13 protein-coding genes are annotated in these 17,038 nt (G+C 69.7%); 7 read left to right on the plus strand and 6 right to left on the minus strand.

Translation table 11 applies throughout. The annotated features are described in order from the left end of the window. The first annotated feature begins 106 nt into the window (after positions 1 to 106). From BLU81_RS28040 to BLU81_RS28050, 3 genes are all read left to right on the plus strand, one after another. Positions 107 to 478 (plus strand): ATP-binding cassette domain-containing protein, encoded by a 372-nt coding sequence (locus tag BLU81_RS28040; RefSeq protein ID WP_092547668.1) that lies wholly within the window; start codon positions 107 to 109, stop codon positions 476 to 478. Continuing rightward, positions 475 to 2,124 (plus strand): CorA family divalent cation transporter, encoded by a 1,650-nt coding sequence (locus BLU81_RS28045; protein WP_092547669.1) that lies wholly within the window; start codon positions 475 to 477, stop codon positions 2,122 to 2,124. Before BLU81_RS28040 ends, BLU81_RS28045 begins: the two co-directional genes overlap by 4 nt. Positions 2,125 to 2,370: 246 nt before the next feature. After that, positions 2,371 to 4,965 (plus strand): lipopolysaccharide biosynthesis protein, encoded by a 2,595-nt coding sequence (locus tag BLU81_RS28050; RefSeq protein WP_092547671.1) that lies wholly within the window; start codon positions 2,371 to 2,373, stop codon positions 4,963 to 4,965. Positions 4,966 to 5,176: 211 nt separating this feature from the next. On the opposite strand, the gene BLU81_RS48650 is transcribed toward BLU81_RS28050, so the two are convergent. Then, positions 5,177 to 5,980: a hypothetical protein gene (locus tag BLU81_RS48650; protein WP_157751815.1), complete on the minus strand. Its 804-nt coding sequence runs from the start codon at positions 5,978 to 5,980 to the stop codon at positions 5,177 to 5,179. A 196-nt stretch (positions 5,981 to 6,176) separates the two neighbouring features. On the opposite strand from BLU81_RS48650, the gene BLU81_RS28060 reads away from it, so the two are divergent. Then, on the plus strand, positions 6,177 to 6,521 hold the full coding sequence (locus BLU81_RS28060; RefSeq protein ID WP_092547679.1) for a PRC-barrel domain-containing protein: 345 nt from the start codon (positions 6,177 to 6,179) through the stop codon (positions 6,519 to 6,521). Between the two features lie 24 nt (positions 6,522 to 6,545). Here the strand turns inward: BLU81_RS28060 and BLU81_RS28065 are convergent, their stop codons facing one another. The 3 genes from BLU81_RS28065 to BLU81_RS28075 all read right to left on the minus strand — a co-directional run bounded on the left by BLU81_RS28065 (position 6,546) and on the right by BLU81_RS28075 (position 9,728). Then, positions 6,546 to 7,532, minus strand: coding sequence for a 3-oxoacyl-ACP synthase III family protein (locus BLU81_RS28065; RefSeq protein ID WP_172890636.1), 987 nt, complete (start codon positions 7,530 to 7,532; stop codon positions 6,546 to 6,548). Positions 7,533 to 7,682: 150 nt separating this feature from the next. Next, a complete protein-coding gene (locus tag BLU81_RS28070; protein ID WP_092547694.1) occupies positions 7,683 to 8,591 on the minus strand; it encodes an MHYT domain-containing protein in 909 nt (302 codons plus the stop codon). 264 nt (positions 8,592 to 8,855) lie between these two features. Then, positions 8,856 to 9,728: a response regulator gene (locus BLU81_RS28075; RefSeq protein WP_092547697.1), complete on the minus strand. Its 873-nt coding sequence runs from the start codon at positions 9,726 to 9,728 to the stop codon at positions 8,856 to 8,858. 115 nt (positions 9,729 to 9,843) lie between these two features. Here BLU81_RS28075 and BLU81_RS28080 point away from each other — a divergent pair, with 115 nt between their 5' ends. Then, positions 9,844 to 11,085 carry a D-arabinono-1,4-lactone oxidase gene (locus BLU81_RS28080; protein ID WP_092557747.1) on the plus strand — a complete coding sequence of 414 codons (1,242 nt, stop codon included), beginning with the start codon at positions 9,844 to 9,846 and terminating at the stop codon, positions 11,083 to 11,085. Here BLU81_RS28080 and BLU81_RS28085 read toward each other — a convergent pair whose 3' ends face one another. Continuing rightward, a complete protein-coding gene (locus BLU81_RS28085; protein ID WP_092547705.1) occupies positions 11,086 to 11,508 on the minus strand; it encodes a rhodanese-like domain-containing protein in 423 nt (140 codons plus the stop codon). Between the two features lie 71 nt (positions 11,509 to 11,579). Between BLU81_RS28085 and ftrA the strand changes: the two genes are divergently transcribed. Then, on the plus strand, positions 11,580 to 12,587 hold the full coding sequence (gene ftrA / locus BLU81_RS28090; protein WP_092547708.1) for a transcriptional regulator FtrA: 1,008 nt from the start codon (positions 11,580 to 11,582) through the stop codon (positions 12,585 to 12,587). Here the strand turns inward: ftrA and BLU81_RS28095 are convergent. Further along, positions 12,564 to 14,528, minus strand: a complete 1,965-nt coding sequence (locus tag BLU81_RS28095) for a beta-galactosidase (protein WP_092557749.1) — start codon at positions 14,526 to 14,528, stop codon at positions 12,564 to 12,566. The genes ftrA and BLU81_RS28095 overlap by 24 nt on opposite strands. Before the next feature lie 49 nt (positions 14,529 to 14,577). Between BLU81_RS28095 and BLU81_RS28100 the strand changes: the two genes are divergently transcribed. Then, the gene (locus BLU81_RS28100; protein ID WP_172890637.1) at positions 14,578 to 16,710 is read left to right on the plus strand and encodes a glycosyl hydrolase family 95 catalytic domain-containing protein; all 2,133 of its coding nucleotides are present in this window, start codon (positions 14,578 to 14,580) and stop codon (positions 16,708 to 16,710) included. Positions 16,711 to 17,038 lie beyond the last annotated feature (328 nt).

Consider the following 17,038-nt stretch of genomic DNA (forward strand, 5'->3'; position numbering starts at 1 on the left):
CGAGGTCCCTAACGTCGAGACATGATCTAGACGCGAGAGCTGACCAAGCGGGTCAAGGACGTGCGCGCGGTCGACGGCATAGATCTCACGGTGGCCCGCGGCCATCGTGCTGACCACCCACTACCTGGACGAGACCGATTCGATGGCCGAGCGGGTGGTGGTGATCGATCGCGGCCGGATCATCGCCGACGACACCCCGCTGCGGCTCAAGTCCGAGCACGTCGGGGACCGGGTGAGCCTCGGGTTCGACTCGGAGTCCGCGGCGATCGAGGCCGCCCGGGACACCGGCGGCACCCGCGACGGCGCCGAGGTGCGGGTCACCACCGCGGACGGTCCCCGGCTCGCTGCCCGATCGGCCGTGCTCGGGCCGGTCTCGATCGAGGTCGTCCGGCCGACCCTGGACGACGTCTTCCTCACTTTGACCGGAACCAGCCTGCGTGAAGGTGGCGCGGCCGAGCTCGCGGAGGTCCGATCATGACGTCACTCGTCGCCGACACCGTCGTCGTCTTCAGCCGGGAACTGCGGCCGGTCCTCCGCGACCCGTTCTCGGTGATCTTCTCGATGGTTCAGCCGCTGTTCCTTCTCGGGCTCTTCGCACCGTTGCTGCCCGGTGACGGCTCGCCGCAGTGGTTCGTACCGGGAATCATCGTGATGTCCTGTCTCTTCGGCTCGCCGATGACGGGATCCAACCTGCTCTTCGAGATCCAGACCGGCTCGCACGAACGGATGCTGGTCACCCCGCTGCGACGGCCGGCCCTGTTGATCGGGCGGGCGCTCAAGGAGATCGTGCCGATGTTCGCGCAGGCCGCCCTGATCGTGGCGGTGTGCGTTCCGTTCGGTTTCGAACCGCACCTCGGCGGCGCGCTGCTCGGACTGCTCTGGAGGGCCTGGCCGCCGCCGTGCTGGTGTGCGCCCTGGGCCTGTTCGTCGGGGTCCGGGCGATGCGGCGCTCCGACTGAGGTCCCGCTATTTTCTTCATCGCAGCCAACGGCTCTGGTGGAAGGTGGCAGGCACATGAGTGGCTTTGCAGCGGGGCGGAGAACCCGGCTTCCCGGGGCACTCAAACAGCTGGTCGGCAATCTGGTGCGGCCGGTCGCGGAGGTGCCGGTTCGACGGGCCGGCAATCCGGACGCGATCGTCGACTGTGCCGTCTACGCCAGTGGGACACGCCACGGCGGGGCCGCGCAGCTGCCGTTCGCGGAGGCGGCCCGGCTGGCCCGGCGCCGCCGGGGGGCGTTCGTCTGGCTGGGTCTGCACGATCCCGATCTGGCCACCATGCGGCCGGTGGCCGAGGTGTTCGGTCTGCACGATCTACTGGTGGAGCAGGCAGTGTCGGGTGGTCACCGGCCGGGCGCCGAGACCCTGGGCGAGGTGACCCGGCTGGTGCTGCGGACCGCGCGGTACGTGGAGCACGATCGGCTGACCGCCACCTCCGAGGTGGTGGAGACGGGCGACATCACGGTGCTGATCGGCCCGTGGTTCGCGATCACGGTGCGGCACGGGCCGGTGGGCCCGCTGTGGGCGGTCCGTAACGAACTGCAGAGCCGCCCGGAGGTGCTGCGGCAGGGGCCGTGGTCGGTGGCGTACGCGGTCGGCAGCCGAATGGTGGACAGCTATCTGGATGTGGCCGAGCAGGTCGAACGTGACCTGGAACGGATCGAGGAGGAGACGTTCGCCGAGGAGCGGACCTCCGAGTTCGCGCACATCTACCAGCTCAAACGGGAGATGGTGGAGTTCAAGCGGGCGGTCATGCCGCTGGCCGACCCGCTGACCCGGCTGCTGGAGTCCAGTGCCCTGCCGGCCGGGCTGCGGCCCTATCTGCTGGACGTGCGGGGCCGGCTGGCCCGCGCGGTCGACCGGGTGGCGAGCTTCGACGACCTGCTGAACTCGATCCTGCAGGCCCGGCTCGCCCAGATCTCGGTGGATCAGAACCACGACATGCGCAAGATCGCCTCGTGGGCCGCGATCGCCGCAGTGCCGACGGTGGTCGCCGGGATCTTCGGGATGAACTTCGAGCACCTGCCCGGCCTGGATTCGCCGTACGGCTTCTACGGCTCGATCGCGGCGATGACGGTGGTCGGCGGAGGTGTCTATCTCCGCCTGAAGAAGGCAGGTTGGCTGTGATCACCAGCATCACAGAGAGTGATCGTGACTAACCTCACGGCACTTGCTGAGATATAAGACTCACCTTACGCAGACGTCGACGAGTACCTATATGGTGTGTTCAGTGCGCCCATCGGGCCCTGTCAACCACCGATCCGGCGGGTTGTCGCACCGGACGGCCGCTCAAGGTCAAGCGTCCCGCCCTAGCCCACCAACACGGCGAGTTACTAGCTTTTTGACTGCGCCGATCTTTGGGGGGAAATCAGAGTGACGGCAATCCACGCCGCACCGCAGCAGGCCGGACCGGAGCCGACGGGCAAGAGCGGTATCTTCTCCGCTCTCAAGGGCCACGTCGACCTCTTCCTGAACGCGGGCTCGCTGATGGCGACCACGCTGATCACGTCCGCGTTCGGTTTCGCCTACTGGTGGGTCGCGGCCCACCTGGCCCCGCAGGCCGCCGTCGGTGAGGCCTCCGCGGCGGTCTCGGCGATGACGCTGATCGGCACGATCGGCATGTTCGGCATGGGCACCATGCTCATCGCTGAACTGCCCACCATCGCCCGCCGCAAATGGGACCTGATCTCCACCTGCCTGCTCACCGCCGGAACCGCGGCGACGGCCGGTGGCCTGATCTACGTCCTGGTGGCCGATCTCTGGATCCCGAGCCTGCAGGACGCGCTCGGTGGTGTCTTCGGCACCGTCCTGCTGGTGATCGGCATCGGTCTGACCGCGATGACACTGGTCCTCGACGAGGCCATGATCGGCCTGCTCCAGGGCCCGCTCCAGTTGATGCGCAACGCCTGGTTCTCTCTGATCAAGCTGGTGCTGCTGGGCGTCGTGGCGATCATCCCGGGACTCGCGCTGACCAGTTCGGTGCTGCTGCTCACCTGGGTCGCCGGTGTCGTCTCGTCGACCGCGATCCTGTTCCGGGTGCTACGCCGCCGCGGCATGATCGACTCGCTGCGGCCGCACCCCGGCCTGATGCGCGGCCGGGGCCGGGCCACCTTCGATCACAACCTGCTCAACCTGGCGACCTATCTGCCCCGGGTCACGCTGCCGCTGATCGTTCTCGCGACCATCTCCAAGGAGGCCAACGCGGCCTTCTACACCGCGTTCATGGTGCTGTCGTTCATGGCCATGGTCCCGGGCAACTTCGCGATCACCCTGTTCGCGGTGACCGCGGGCGATAAGAGCGCGCTGCGCAGCAAGGTCCGGGTCGGACTGCTGATCTGCCTGGCCGGCGGCGTCCCCGCCTCGGTCGCGGTGTTCTTCCTGTCCGAGCAGATCATGGGCCTGTTCGGCTCCAACTATGCGAAGACGGCCGGTGAGGCGCTGGCGATCCTCTCGCTGACATACGTGCCCTTCGTCTTCCACCACTTCTTCCTGGCCATCTCCCGGGTGCAGGGCCGGCTGCGCGGCGCGGGGATCTTCTCGGTCTTCGCCGGCCTGGCCGAACTCGGTGCCGCGACCTGGGCCGGTTACCACGGCGACCTGAACGACCTGGTCACCGCCGTGGCCGTGGTCATGGCGATCGAGACAGTCCTGGTAGCACCGATCGTGTTGAAGGTCGTCTTCGCCCCGGTCGCCGACAAATCCGCGGTTATAGAGGGAGTCAACGTCATGTCCACCACCAGCCTGACCCTGCGGGAGCGCGCGTGGCTGCCGCTGGAATACATCCGCACCGTCGGGCCGCTGGCCGGTGTCGACGCCGCCCGGGTGCGCAACGCGCTGATCGGCCTGCACGCCGCCGACCCCACCCACCGGGCGGTGTCCCGGCTGGACCGGACCGGCGCCGACTGGCAGCACATGGATGCCGCGTCGTTCCACGCCTATGTACAGGATGCGGTGACCGATATCGGCCACGGGCCGGTGGACTTCGACGTGATGACCCGGCACCTGCAGGACGAGCCGCGGGGCCACCACCCGGTGCGGATCCTCGTCGGCGGCGGCTACTTCGCACTCAAGGTGTCCCACGCCTACGGCGACGCCGGGCCGGTGAACACGCTGGTCCACGAGCTGATCCAGGCGGCTGCCGAAGGTCGCGCGGCCCGGATCGCCCCGTCGAAACGGAACAAGGCGGCCCTGCCGAAGGCCTGGTGGAAGCAGTTCGGCCTGAAGCCCGGCCGCTGGAAGCAGGGGCTGAGCTTCGCCCGTCCGCCGCACGACGAACCGAGCCAGACCCGGCCGTGGCAGGCGAACCTCACCGTGGTCACCGGCCGGTCCGGTCAGGTGCTCGGCGAGATGCGGACCTGGCGTGACCAGCACGCGCCAGGGGTCACCACGTCGGCGATCACCTTCGCGGCGTTCACCGCGGCTCTGATCGAACTCGGTCTCAAACCCGACCTTCGCGGCGGTACGTTCCTCGCCGACGCCCGCCGGTACCTGGACAAGAGCGTCAGCATCGACAGCAACTTCTGCATGGGCCCGTTCCTGACACCGCCGAGCCTCACCGACCCGCTCGCGATCCACCAGACGCTGAAGGCGGAACTGGCCACCGGCCGGATCCTGACGATGATGCTGCTGCGCGAAGGCAAGATCATGCTCACCGGGACGCCCGGCCTGCCGGACCCGTACCCCACCGAGATCGCCGTCGCCCCGCAGCCCCGCCTCACCTTCAGCAACCAGGGCCGGCACGACCTGCTCAGCGACCTGCCGTGGGCGGTCCAGCCGGCCGGGCGGGTCAACCAGAGCGTGCCGACGCTCAACGGCCCGGAGGGCATCACGCTGACCACCAGCGAGATGAACGGCGTCCTGCACCTGGAGGCCACGTTCCACACCACCACCTACGACCCGGCGATCATCGCCCGGGCCCTGGACCTGGTGTGCAGCGACCCGGCCGGCCTGATCATGGCCTACCGCTAGCCCACCCGAGCCGCCTGGCCGATCATCGGATCGGCCAGGCGCTCAGGCACCGCCCGCCGAGCATTGTGTTCGACGGGCGGTTTTCGTTTTCCGGATAATCCCGGCATTCGCCAGACCGGACGATCAAAAGCAGAAAGCTTTCGTACGGCTACGCAAAGTAACGCCCGGCCGCTCATTCCGCGGCCGGGCGTCGTCAATGGATCAAGAATGGTCAGCGACCCGCAAAGCCCTGATTCCCACTACCGCGCCCCACCTCGACCGGAACGTCCTGCGTCTTGGCACCGTGCGGCTTGATGCCCTTGGTCCCGGCGCCCTGGGGCTCGGCGGCCGGGGACTTGGTGTCCTGCGGCTGGGTGCCGCCGGGTCGCTGGTGATCCTTCGGCGGCTTGGCGTCGCCGGACGTGCCCTGGCCAGCACCGGGGGTGTGCTGACCAGGGCCGCCCTGTCCCGGGCCCGTCGAGTCCTGCGGACCCTCGTGGCCCTGGCCCGGACCAGCGTGCCCCGGGGCGCCGGGGCCGTCATGGTTCGAGCCACCCGGGCTGCCGTGTCCGGGACCGCCCGGACCGCCCTGCCCACCCGGGCCGGTGTGGCGCAGCACGGGCAGCGAGAGCACCGCCGTGCGCGTCTGGGTGCGTGCTTTGGGCCCACACTCGTCGTACGAGATGGTCGCCCACAGCTTGGTGATGCCCGGCCGCTTCACGTGCGGGGTGACCCGGATCTTGGTGAAGTCGGTGCGGCCGGGGCGCAGTGAGGCGCCACGGGAGAAGGTCGCCGAGCGGCGCAGACCGGAGTAGCCGACCTGGACCCGGTCGCCGCGGACCCGGATCTCGGCGTCGCAGACGGGCCGGTCGGTGCGCCAGTCGATGGTCACCCAGCTGCCGGCGCCGGCCCGGACCGACTGGAGCCAGTTCGACACCGGCTGGGGACCGCGGGGAGCCGCGATGGCCGGAGCCGCTACTCCGAGAGCCGCGGTGGCCGCCGCGATGAACGCTCCGATTCGCTGTGTCTTCCGCATCCGCATTCCTCCACTACCCGAGTCCGTCCGACACAACGGCCGGCCTGACAAAGCGGACACTATGCGGATTTGACGCGAATGCGGATATTTTCTGCGGCGTTTCGGAGCAGAAAAAGAATGTTTAGATCGACTCGATCGGAAAAGATGATGTTGAGATGCCCGGCTGAATCGGCTCCGACCGGGTAAAAGACTCGTCATGACGCAGAACACGGCACCCAAGGATCTCGGCACCCCGATCTCGTACCTGGTCCTGGCGAACGGAACAGCCGTCTACGACCGCTCCGGCGCCACCGTGGGCACTGTCGACCACGTGCTCGCCGACGATCACGCGAACCTCTTCCACGGCCTGGTGATCAAGACCGGCGATGGGCCCCGGTTCGCCGGCGCCGACCAGGTCGACGGCCTGTTCGAGCGGGGCGCGATCGTCGCCGAACCGGCCGACCGGCTCGCCACCCCGAGCGAGGACCCGCCCGCCGACCAGGCCGAGAGCCGCGCGACGGGCCTGAAACGCGCCTGGGACTGGTTGGTCCAGCCCAAGTAGCGGGTTTCAGCCCGAGTAGCCGGCTCAGCGGCCCCAGCGGAGCAGGCAGGCGCCCATCGACATGCCGCCGCCGAAGCCGGCCAGCAGCACCAGCTGGCCGTCGCGCAGCGAGCCGTTGTGGTTCGCGTCGTCGAGGGTCACCGGGAGCGAGGCGCTGCCCACGTTGCCGTACCACGGCAGCGTGAGGTGGGTGTGTGCGTTCCGGAAGCCAGCCGACTCCACCAGCTCCTGCAGCATGATGCCGTTGGCCTGGTGCGGCACGAAGTGGTCGACGTCCTCGGCCTTCAGCTCGTTGCGGTGCAGCAACTCTTCGAGGGCCGGCGGAACCGCGGTCGCCACGAAGTCCCGTACCCCACGGCCGTTCATCCGGAAGTAGTGGTCGCCGTCGGCGACCGTCTGCGGCGAGGCCGGCAGCCGGCTCCCGCCCCCCTTGACGTAGATCAGGCCGTTCGCGTCGCCACGGGAGGACAGGTCGAGGTCGATGATCCCGTAGCCGTCCGGCACCCGGCCGACCACCGCGGCACCGGCGCCGTCACCGAAGAGCACCGCGGTGCGCCGGTCGCCGAAGTCGAGGATCCGCGAGTAGATGTCCGACGCGATCACCAGCACCTTGGCGTCGGGCTGCGTCTGGATCAGACCGTTCGCCACGCTGAGGGCGAAGACGAAACCGGCGCAGACCGCGTTGACGTCGAAGCAGGCGGCACCGGTGGCACCGATCAGGTTCTGCACCAGGTTCGAGGTCGGCGGTTGCGGTGAGTCACCGGTCGACGTCGAGACGATGATGTAGTCGATCTCGTCGGCGGTGATCCCGGCCCGCTCGAGTGCCGCCGCGCCGGCCTTGGCGGCCAGATCGGAAGTGGCCTCATCGGGGGCGGCGAATCGACGAGCCTCGATCAGAGTCTTACGGGAGACCCATTCCGGATCCGCGTCCGGAACGAACGAGCGAAGGTCCACATTGGTCACCACCTGCGCCGGGAGGTAGGAGCCAGTACCGAGAATTCCTACCGCCATGCTGATCCCCCAGGTGTTGCCGTGCTGTTTTCACGTTTCACGTCTCCGCCCTGCAAACCCTAGCCATGCGGGGCGGAGACGTGCGGATCGAACAGCTACCGGTTCGGCTGAGAAAAGCCGGACAGACGGCCTACCTGGGAAATCAGCCCGTCACGACCGGTCGCGGTACGTCCACGAGGCGTCGCCGAGCGTGGTCCGGCCGGCCCGGCCCTGGGGCTGCTGCTGGCTCGCCGGGGCACCGCCGAACGGCACCTGGGGCTGCTGCGGCTGCGGGTTGGCGAGCCGGTCCTCCATGCGCTGCGCGAGGTAGGCGATGGCTTCCCGGTCCTCCTCGGTGGGCGCGGAGACCAGGGCGTACCCCATGCCGATGATCGCGAAGACGACCGCCGCGCCGACCGGCACGAGCAGACCGGCCGCGGTGGCGCCCTCGACCGAGCCGAAGGTGTTGGCCTCACCGGTCACCGACATGGCGAGCATGCCGGTGAAGTGCATGCCGTTGACCGCGATGCCCATCACCAGTGCGGAGACGAAGATGGCGACCGGCTTGGTGACGGTGATCGCCAGGTAGAGCGCGACGGTGGCCGCGACCACGGCGATCCCGATCGACAGGGCGACCTCACGGCCGGAGTAGTGGATCTCGCCGCGCAGTTCCATCGCGGCCATGCCGCAGTAGTGCATCGCGGCGACACCGAGACCGGCGATGACGCCGCCGACCAGGATCCGCGCTTTCGAGGCGGTCCGGCCGAGCAGTGCGATCGCGAGACCGACCCCGACCGAGACCAGGGCGATGAGCGCGCTCGCCACGGTCAGGCCGATGTCGTACCGGATCGGGGTGCCCTCGACGTCGAAGCCGAGCATGGCGACGAAGTGCATGCTCCAGATCGCGGTCGCCCCGATGGCGACCGCCGCCAGGGTGAGCCACCAGATGCGCTCGCCCCGGGTCTTCGAGGACCGGAGGCGTCCCGCACTGGTGAGGCCGAGTAGGGATCCGAGTACGGAGAGGATGTAACTGACTGTCGGAGTCAGTGCTCCGTATTCGAAGTGATGGATCTGCGCCATTTCGCGCCGTTCCTCTCGTTCGCGATTCCGCCGGGCTGATGCGGCCGTACCACTACCAGGGGCGTGACTGATTGTGACCCACGTTCCGTTACCAGGAAACGAGCAGCAGGTCTCGATTCAGATCACGCCGGAGTTGACGCCGTAGGGCTCTGCCCGCACCTATCGCGACACACGGGCCCGATCATTGCACAGTGATCACTTAGAGAACAGCACTGGCTAATGTCACTATCGGTAGCTGTGCGAAAAACATGACAAAGGTGCGGATCATCCTGCGCGAGCGAGAAGCACCAATGCCTGAGCGCGCTGCGAGTGCAGAATCTGCACGGTGTTCTCGGTGCAGGAACCGGGCTTCTCGTCCATCACACACAGCGTACCGACGACGTGACCCTCCGCCGAGTTGAGGGGCACGCTCGCGTAGGAGCGCACTCCGCTGACCGAGAAGAGCGGCGAGGTGGCGTACTCCTTGTCGGCCGCGCTGTCCCCGATCAGCACCGGAACGTCCTCGGCCACCACGATCGTGTCCGGGGACCATTCGACCGGTACGCCGCCGGCCTCCCGTACCCACCGGGGCATGCCGTGCGACCCGGCGACCGCGACGCTGTCGTTGAGCACCAGCGTGATCGCGGCCGACGGCACCCCGGTCAGTTCGGTCAACCGCTCGGCGAACGCGTCCAGGGCCTCCGCGTGCGCCGGCCGGGTCAGGTAGTCGGAGACCGCGAGCAGCCGCCCCACGTCGACGAGCTGGGTCGCCGGGTCGTGGTGCTGACCGGCCGGGATCCCGTCGAATCGGGCGGCCAGGAGTTCGTTGGCGGCTTCGAGCACGTGCTTGGGACGTACCGGCTTGGAGATCGTCATGTCGCACAGCCCACGGGCGGCGGCCGGCGTCGCGGCGGACAGCATGATCACCGGGATACCGGCGGTGGTCGCGTGACCGCGCAGCCGCCCGGCCACGTCCAGCCCGCTCAGGCCGGGCATGTGGTGGTCCAGGATGACCAGATCCGGACCGGCCTCGGCGATCATGTCCAGGGCGGCCTGACCGGAGTCGGCCGTACGCACGGTGTGACCTGCGTTGCTCAGCACGGTGGAGAGCAGCGACGCGATGTCGCTGTCGTCCTCCGCGACCACGATCGACGCCATGTGGTGTTTCCCCTCGCTAGGCCCGCGGGTCGCCCGACGATAACCTGATCGGCCGGGACCCTGCCCATGAACAGGGAATACACCGACTTTTATGAGCGAGAAGTAGGGTGTGGTCATGCGGGAACGTCTGACCAACTGGGCCGGGAACATCGTCTTCGGCGCGCAGCGGCTGCACCGGCCGGGCAGCGTCGACGAGCTGCGGGAGACACTGGCCGGCACGTCCCGGGCCCGGGTGCTCGGCAGCGGGCACTCGTTCAACCGGCTCGCCGACACCGACGGTGATCTGATCTCCCTGGCCGGCCTGCCGCGCATGGTCGAGATCGGTCCCGATCGCACCACGGTCCGCGCCGACGGCGGCATCCGGTACGGGGAGCTGGCCACCCGCCTCGCCGCCGAGGGCCTGGCCCTGCACAACATGGCCTCGCTGCCGCACATCTCGGTGGCCGGCGCGGTGGCCACCGCCACCCACGGTTCCGGTGTCCGGCACGGCAACCTGGCGACCGCGGTCTCCGGCCTGGAGATCGTCCGCGCCGACGGTGCGGTGGCCCAACTGACCCGCGCCGACCCGGACTTCGCCGGTGCGGTGGTCCATCTCGGCGCGCTGGGTGTGATCACCGCGCTCACGCTCGACGTGGTCGAGGCTTTCGAGCTGCGGCAGTACGTCTACGAGAACCTGAGCGCCGAAGCCCTCGACGAGCACCTGGACGAGATCCTGTCGGCCGGTTACAGCGTCAGCCTCTTCACTCGCTGGACCGGCACCGGCATCGACCAGGTCTGGCTGAAACGGGCCGAGCCGCTGACCGGTGACCTGTTCGGCGCGACTGAGGCCGACGGCCCCCGGCACCCGGTGCCCGGCATGCCCGCGCTCAACTGCACCGAGCAGGGCGGGGTGCCCGGCCCGTGGCACACCCGGCTGCCGCATTTCCGGATGGAGTTCACCCCGAGCAGCGGCGAGGAGCTGCAGTCCGAGTGGCACGTGCCCCGTTCGTCCGGGCGCGACGCGCTCGCCGCGGTGGCCGCGCTGCGGGAGCGGGTGTCGGCGGTCCTGCAGGTCTGCGAGGTCCGCACGATCGCCGCCGACGACCTGTGGCTGAGCCCGAACCACGAGCGCGACAGCCTGGCCCTGCACTTCACCTGGATCGCCGACACCGACGCCGTCCTGCCGGTGGTCGCCGAGGTGGAGAAGGCAATCGCCCCGCTGGGTGCCCGCCCGCACTGGGGCAAGGTCTTCAGCACCGATCCGGCCGAGCTGCGGGCGGCGTACCCCCGGTTCGGCGACTTCGCCGAGCTTGCCGGCCGGTTCGACCCGGCCGGCAAGTTCCGCAACCAGTGGCTGGAGTCTCTGCTCGGCGCGTGATCAGCAGCCGCAGGCGGCACCGGCCGGGGCGGTCAGCTCGTCGATCGGGCGGCTGCTGCGGCCGGTCGCGGTCTCGACCGGGAATCCCTCGCGCACCCAGTACTCGTACCCACCGATCATCTCTTTGACGGGGTGGCCGAGCTTGGCGAACTCCAGGGCGGCCCGGGTGGCCCCGTTGCACCCCGGGCCCCAGCAGTAGGTGACGACCGCACTGCCGGCCGGGACCAGTGCGGCGGCCCGGGCGGCGATCTCGCGGGTGGGCAGGTGGATCGCGTCCGGGAGATGCCCCTGATCCCACGACTCGGTGCTGCGGGAGTCGATCACCACGTAGCCGGGGGTGCCGGCCGCGAGGGCCTGCTGGACGTCGCTCACGTCGGTCTCGAAGCGGAGCCGGTTGCTGAAGTGCTCGATCGCGCTGGTCATGACGTCGATCGTGCCGACCGCCGGGGAAAAGCCCCAGTGGCGCGGAAGACACCTGCCGCTAAGATAACGCCATGTTGCGGGTGGGCAGGCGCGGGCCGGCGATCGCGGTGCTGGCGTTCGACGGCATGTCGCTCTTCGAGACCGGCATCGTCTCCGAGGTGTTCGGGCTGCCCCGCCCCGAGTTCAACTTCCCGTGGTACGAGCTGACCATCTGCTCCGAGACTCCCGGCCCGGTCCGGGTGGTCGGCGGCGCGGCCCTGCACACCGAGCACGGCCTGGACGTGTTCGCCGCCGCGCAGACGCTGATCGTGCCCGGTGTCCCGGACGTGCACGGCGACCCGTCCCCGGCGCTGGTCGCCGCCCTGCGCGCGGCACACGCCCGGGGCGCCCGTGTCATGTCGATCTGCTCGGGGGCGTTCGCGCTGGCCGGGGCGGGTCTGCTGGACGGTCGCCGGGCCACCACCCACTGGCGGTACGCGGAGATCCTCCGCCGCCGCCATCCGGCCGTGCGAGTCGACGCGGACGTGCTCTACATCGACGACGGCGACGTGCTGACCAGCGCGGGCAGTGCCGCCGGGCTGGACCTGTGCCTGCATGTGATCCGCCGCGACCACGGCCCGGCGGTCGCCAACACGGTGGCCCGCCGCCTGGTCGTCCCACCGCACCGGGACGGTGGTCAGGCCCAGTTCGTCGAGGCGCCGGTCGCGGAGGACCCGGAGGACGCCCGGGTGGCCCGCAGCATGGAGTGGGCGCTCGGCAACCTGTCCGGGCCGATCTCGGTGGCGGTGCTGGCCCGGCAGGCGCACATGTCGTCGCGGACCTATCTGCGGCACTTCCAGCGGGCCACCGGCACGACGCCGATCCGGTGGCTGATCGACCGGCGGGTGCAGGCCAGCCTGGCCCTGTTGGAGACCACCGGGGCGCCGATCGAGGAGATCGCGACGGCGGTCGGCTTCGAGACCGCCGTCACCTACCGCCACCACTTCGGCCAGGCGATGCGCACGTCACCGTCGGCGTACCGCCGGGCGTTCGCGGTAACCGCCCAGCCGAGCGTTTCAGCCCAGCCGAACAGTCAGTGATCCGCCGGGCTGCACGGTGACCGACGTCGGCACCTCGCGCCCGGTCACCGCGTCGTGCGCCGGTCCGGGCAGGTGGATCTGACCCGGCGTGGCCCCGTGATTGAACAGGAACAGCAGATCACCACGGCGGACCGCCTCGACCTTCGGCGGCAGTCCGGGCAGCACCGGCATCACTCCGGCCTCGGCGGCGACCTGGTCCAGCAGTCGGCGCAGCGCGCCGTCGTCGAGACCGGGCGACACGTACCAAGCGGTGCCGTCGCCGAACCGGTTGTGGGTGATCGCGGGAGCTCCGGCCAGGACGTCACCGGCGTACCGGACCAGGGTCTCGGCACCGGCCGTCTCGACCCGCTCGCTCCAGCGCAGCCCACGGTCGCCGTTGTCGAGTGCGATCGATCCGGTGGGGGCCAGCGGGCGCCATTCGACCACCCGTACTCCCAGGAAATCGCGGAACGCGCCCGGATAACCACCGAGACGGATCCGCCCGGCCGGGTCCGCGATGCCGCTGAGATGGTCCACCACCAGGTGACCACCGCCGGCGACGAAGTCGCGCAGCGCACCGGCGGTCTCGTCCGACACCAGATAAAGATGCGGGACGATCACCATTTTGTACGATCGGAGCCGCTCGGCGAAGTCGTCCAGCCCCGGGAAGAGGAAGTCGGTGGCGAGCCCGGACTCGTAAAGTGCCCGGTGTGCCTGCTGCACCGCCGCCGCGTAATCGATCTGTTTCGACGGCAGTCCGGCGCCCTGCAGCGCCCACCACGACGGCGCGTCCCAGGTGACCGCGACCTGTGCCGCGATCGGGCCGAAGGTCTGTTTGCCGAGCGCTTTGAGGTAACGCCCGAGGCCGATCGTCTCCCGGAAGACCGGGCTGTCCGGGCCGGCGTGCGGCACCAGCGCCGAGTGGAACATCTCGGCCCCGCCGCGCGGCTGCCGCCACTGGAAGTACATCGCTCCGCGCGAGCCCCGAGCCAGGTAGGAGAGGCTGTTGCGGGTGAGCTGGCCGGGTTCCTTGGCGTGCATCCGGCCGGGTGTGTAGACCAGGTTCGGCGCGGTCTCCATCAGCAGCCACGATCCGCCGCCCCAGCCGCGGGCCAGGTCGCCGCCGAAAGCGGTCTCCACTTCGGCGCCGTAACCGGCGGTGGCCGGGTAGTGGTCGACGGCGACCAGGTCCACCTCGGCGGCCCAGCGCGCGTGGTCGACACTCACCCAGCCGCCCTGCACGAAGTTGGTGGTGACCGGCACCTCCGGGTTGGCCTCGCGCAGCAGGTCACGCTGCTCGATGTAGCCGCCGAGCAGTTCGTCGGAGAGGAACCGGCGGAAGTCGAGCACGTGCGCCGGGTTCGGCAGGTACTGGGTGGCGCGGGGCGGCAGGATCTGCGCCCAGTCCGAGTAGCGCTGACTCCAGAACGCGGTGGTCCAGGCCTCGTTGAGGGCGTCCAGTTCGCCGTGCTTCTTCTGCAGCCAGCTCCGGAAGGCGGCGGCGGTGAAGTCGCAGCGGCAGTCGGTGCCGTACTCGTTGTGCACGTGCCACATCGCCAGCGCCGGATGGTGCGCGTACCGCTCGGCCATCTTCGCGGCGACGGTCCGGGCGGCGGCGCGGTACGCGGGTGCGGACACGCAGTAGGTGTCCCGGCTGCCGTGGGTGAGCCGCACCCCGTCGGCGGTGACCGGCATCGCCTCCGGGTGGGCGAGGGTGAACCAGGGTGGTGGTGACGCGGTCGGGGTGGCCAGGGCGACCTTGATGCCGCCCTCGTGCAGCCGGTCGAGCACCCGGTCGAGCCAGCCGAACTCGAAACGACCCGGCTCGGGCTCCAGGTTCGACCAGGAGAAGACCCCGACCGTGGCGATCGTCACGCCCGCCTGGCGCATCAACGTGACATCCTCGTCCAGGACCTCCTCCGGCCACTGCTCCGGGTTGTAGTCCCCGCCGAAGAAGATCATCTGCACCTACCCTTGACATTTAGTTTGGCCGCTAAACAAAGTATTGACTGTGCAGAGCCCAGTCAATCCATCGTTCCGTGACTCGACTATCGCCGAGGACTGGGAACACGCCCTGATCAGCGGCAACGGCCGGCAGGGCGTTCTCTGTCACGGATCGCCCAGCGTGCTGCGATTCACCCTCGCCCGCGAAGACCTCTTCCAGCCGGTCACCGAACCGCTGGAACCGCCGCACACCGCCCCGGCCCTGCCGCGCCTGCGAGAACTCCTGGACGCCGACCGGTTCCGCGACACCGCCCGCGCGGTGTGCGACCTCGCCGTTCAGGAACATCCCGGGTACGCGGAGACGCGCTGGATCGACCCGCTGATCGGCGCCGGGATCCTGACCTTCACCCCGGCCACTCCCGGCACCGGCTACCAGCGGGGCACCGACTTCGCCACCGGTGTGGTGCGGCAGACCTGGGACGGGGTGACCGTCGACGCGTTCGTGTCCCGGGCCGCCGACGCGCTCGTCATCCGGATCACCGGCACCGACGGGACGGCCGGGATCGGGCCGATCGACGGAACTCCGGAACAGCCCATCGACTACACCGTCGACCGGCACGGTGACGACCTCGTGCTCACCGGGCGGTTCGGCGGAACACTGTGGACCGGTGCACTCGACGGCTGGACCGTGGCGGTGCGGGTCCGACGTACCGCCGGATCGGTGTTGATCGTGGCTCGAACCGCGACCGGATCGCGCACCCCGGCCGACGCACTCGCCGCATTGCCCTCCGGTGACTTCGACACCCTGCTCGACGCGCACACCGCCGTCCACCGCGACCTGTTCGAACGTGTCTCCCTCGACCTCGGCGGCCACCCGGCGCAGACCCTGTTCGACGCCGGCCGGTACACGATCATCAGCAGCACCGGCACCACCCCGCCCACCCTGCAGGGCGTCTGGAGCGGCACGTACACCCCGCCGTGGCGCAGCGGATGGACCATCGACGGCAACCTGCAGGCCGCCCTGCTCGCCGTCCACACCACCGGCACGCCGGAGTTGATGCCGCCACTGTTCGACCTGCTCGACACCCAGATCGACGACTACCGGGAGAACGCGCGGCGCCTCTACGGCCTGCCCGGCATCTACGCCCCCGGCCACCTCGGCACCCACGGCCGGCAGAACCACTTCGGCCCGATCTGGTGCCTCACCCTGTGGACCACCGGAGCCGCCTGGCTGGCCCGCCTCTACCTCGAACACTGGCAACACACCGGCGACCGGGACTTCCTCGCGAACCGGGCCTTGCCGTTCCTGCGTGAGGCCGCCGAATTCCACCTGGGATTCGCCGAGATCCACGGCGGCCGGGCGCGGTTCAGCCCCTCCTACTCCCCCGAGAACGACCCCGGCCAGACCGGCGACCAGGCCTGCGTCGACGCCACCCTGGACGTGCAGGCCGTCGCCGCCCTGCTCCGGGGCCTGCTGACGATCACGTCGGTGCTGCAGATCGACGACCCGGACGCGGTCCGCTGGCGCGCTTTGCTGGCCGCCCTGCCGCCGTACCGGATCAACGACGCCGGTGAACTCGCCGAATGGATCGACCCGCGCTTCCCCGACAACCACGAGCACCGGCACTGCAGCCACCTCTACCCGTTCTACTACGGTGGCGACCCGGCGTTCGACGAGGATCCGGCACTACGCGCCGCCGCGGTCCGGGCAGTGCGGGCCCGGTTGCGGTGGTGGCTGTCGGAGGCTTCCGACGAGATGGGATACGGGCTGGCCCTGCTCGGCGTGGCCGCGGCCCACCTGGGCCTGGCCGACGAGGCGTACGCCGCGCTGACCCGCATCGGGGAGGCTTACTGGCGGCCCAACATGGTCCCCACCCACAACCGCGACCACATGTTCAACGTGGACCTGGCCGGCGGCTACCCCGCCCTGGTCACCGCGATGCTGCTCCGTAGTCGAGACGTCGGCATCGACGGCGTGGCCCACATCGACCTGCTGCCCGCCCTCCCGTCCGCGTGGCCGTCCGGCAGCGTCCGGGGCTTGGTAGCCCGAGGCCCGGTGACGATCGACTTGACGTGGACCCCCACCACCCTGAACGCCGTCCTGACGTCCCCGGTGGACCGGGTGGTGGAACTGTCCCACCCCCAGGGCACCACCAAGATCCACCTAGCCGCCGGGATCCCGCACTCGATATCCGCCTGACCCGCCGGCCCGCCATTGGCCCACCGCCGGGCCGCGTGACGCCGCCGGGTTACCCGCCATGTTGTGTGCCGAGTTGGGGTTCGATTCGGACCTCAACTCGGCACACAGATCGCCGGCACACCATGCGTGCCGAGTTGGGGTGCGTATCGAACCGCAGGTCACCACGCTGACCGCCTTGGGGTTTGCGGTGGGCACCGCATTCGGCCCGGCGGTCGCGGGGGGACCTGGTGGGGAGCCGGCCTCGCGGGGTGAGGACGGGAGGGGCGGTGCGGTTGGGGAGGTGTGGGGCGTACCGGAAAGCGGGTTTGATCTGGGGGTTGGGCCGACG

It is taken from the genome of Actinoplanes derwentensis, assembly GCF_900104725.1.
Taxonomy (GTDB): domain Bacteria; phylum Actinomycetota; class Actinomycetes; order Mycobacteriales; family Micromonosporaceae; genus Actinoplanes; species Actinoplanes derwentensis.

What these genes read in the sequence shown, in the direction of transcription:
- BLU81_RS28075 (WP_092547697.1), bottom strand. Translation starts at nt 9,728, where the DNA reads ATGGCGTCGATCGTGGTCGCGGAGGACGACAGCGACATCGCGTCGCTG.
- BLU81_RS28080 (WP_092557747.1), top strand. Translation starts at nt 9,844, where the DNA reads ATGCGGGAACGTCTGACCAACTGGGCCGGGAACATCGTCTTCGGCGCG.
- BLU81_RS48650 (WP_157751815.1), bottom strand. Translation starts at nt 5,980, where the DNA reads ATGCGGAAGACACAGCGAATCGGAGCGTTCATCGCGGCGGCCACCGCG.
- BLU81_RS28060 (WP_092547679.1), top strand. Translation starts at nt 6,177, where the DNA reads ATGACGCAGAACACGGCACCCAAGGATCTCGGCACCCCGATCTCGTAC.
- BLU81_RS28065 (WP_172890636.1), bottom strand. Translation starts at nt 7,532, where the DNA reads ATGGCGGTAGGAATTCTCGGTACTGGCTCCTACCTCCCGGCGCAGGTG.
- BLU81_RS28095 (WP_092557749.1), bottom strand. Translation starts at nt 14,528, where the DNA reads ATGATCTTCTTCGGCGGGGACTACAACCCGGAGCAGTGGCCGGAGGAG.
- ftrA (WP_092547708.1), top strand. Translation starts at nt 11,580, where the DNA reads ATGTTGCGGGTGGGCAGGCGCGGGCCGGCGATCGCGGTGCTGGCGTTC.
- BLU81_RS28085 (WP_092547705.1), bottom strand. Translation starts at nt 11,508, where the DNA reads ATGACCAGCGCGATCGAGCACTTCAGCAACCGGCTCCGCTTCGAGACC.
- BLU81_RS28070 (WP_092547694.1), bottom strand. Translation starts at nt 8,591, where the DNA reads ATGGCGCAGATCCATCACTTCGAATACGGAGCACTGACTCCGACAGTC.
- BLU81_RS28045 (WP_092547669.1), top strand. Translation starts at nt 475, where the DNA reads ATGACGTCACTCGTCGCCGACACCGTCGTCGTCTTCAGCCGGGAACTG.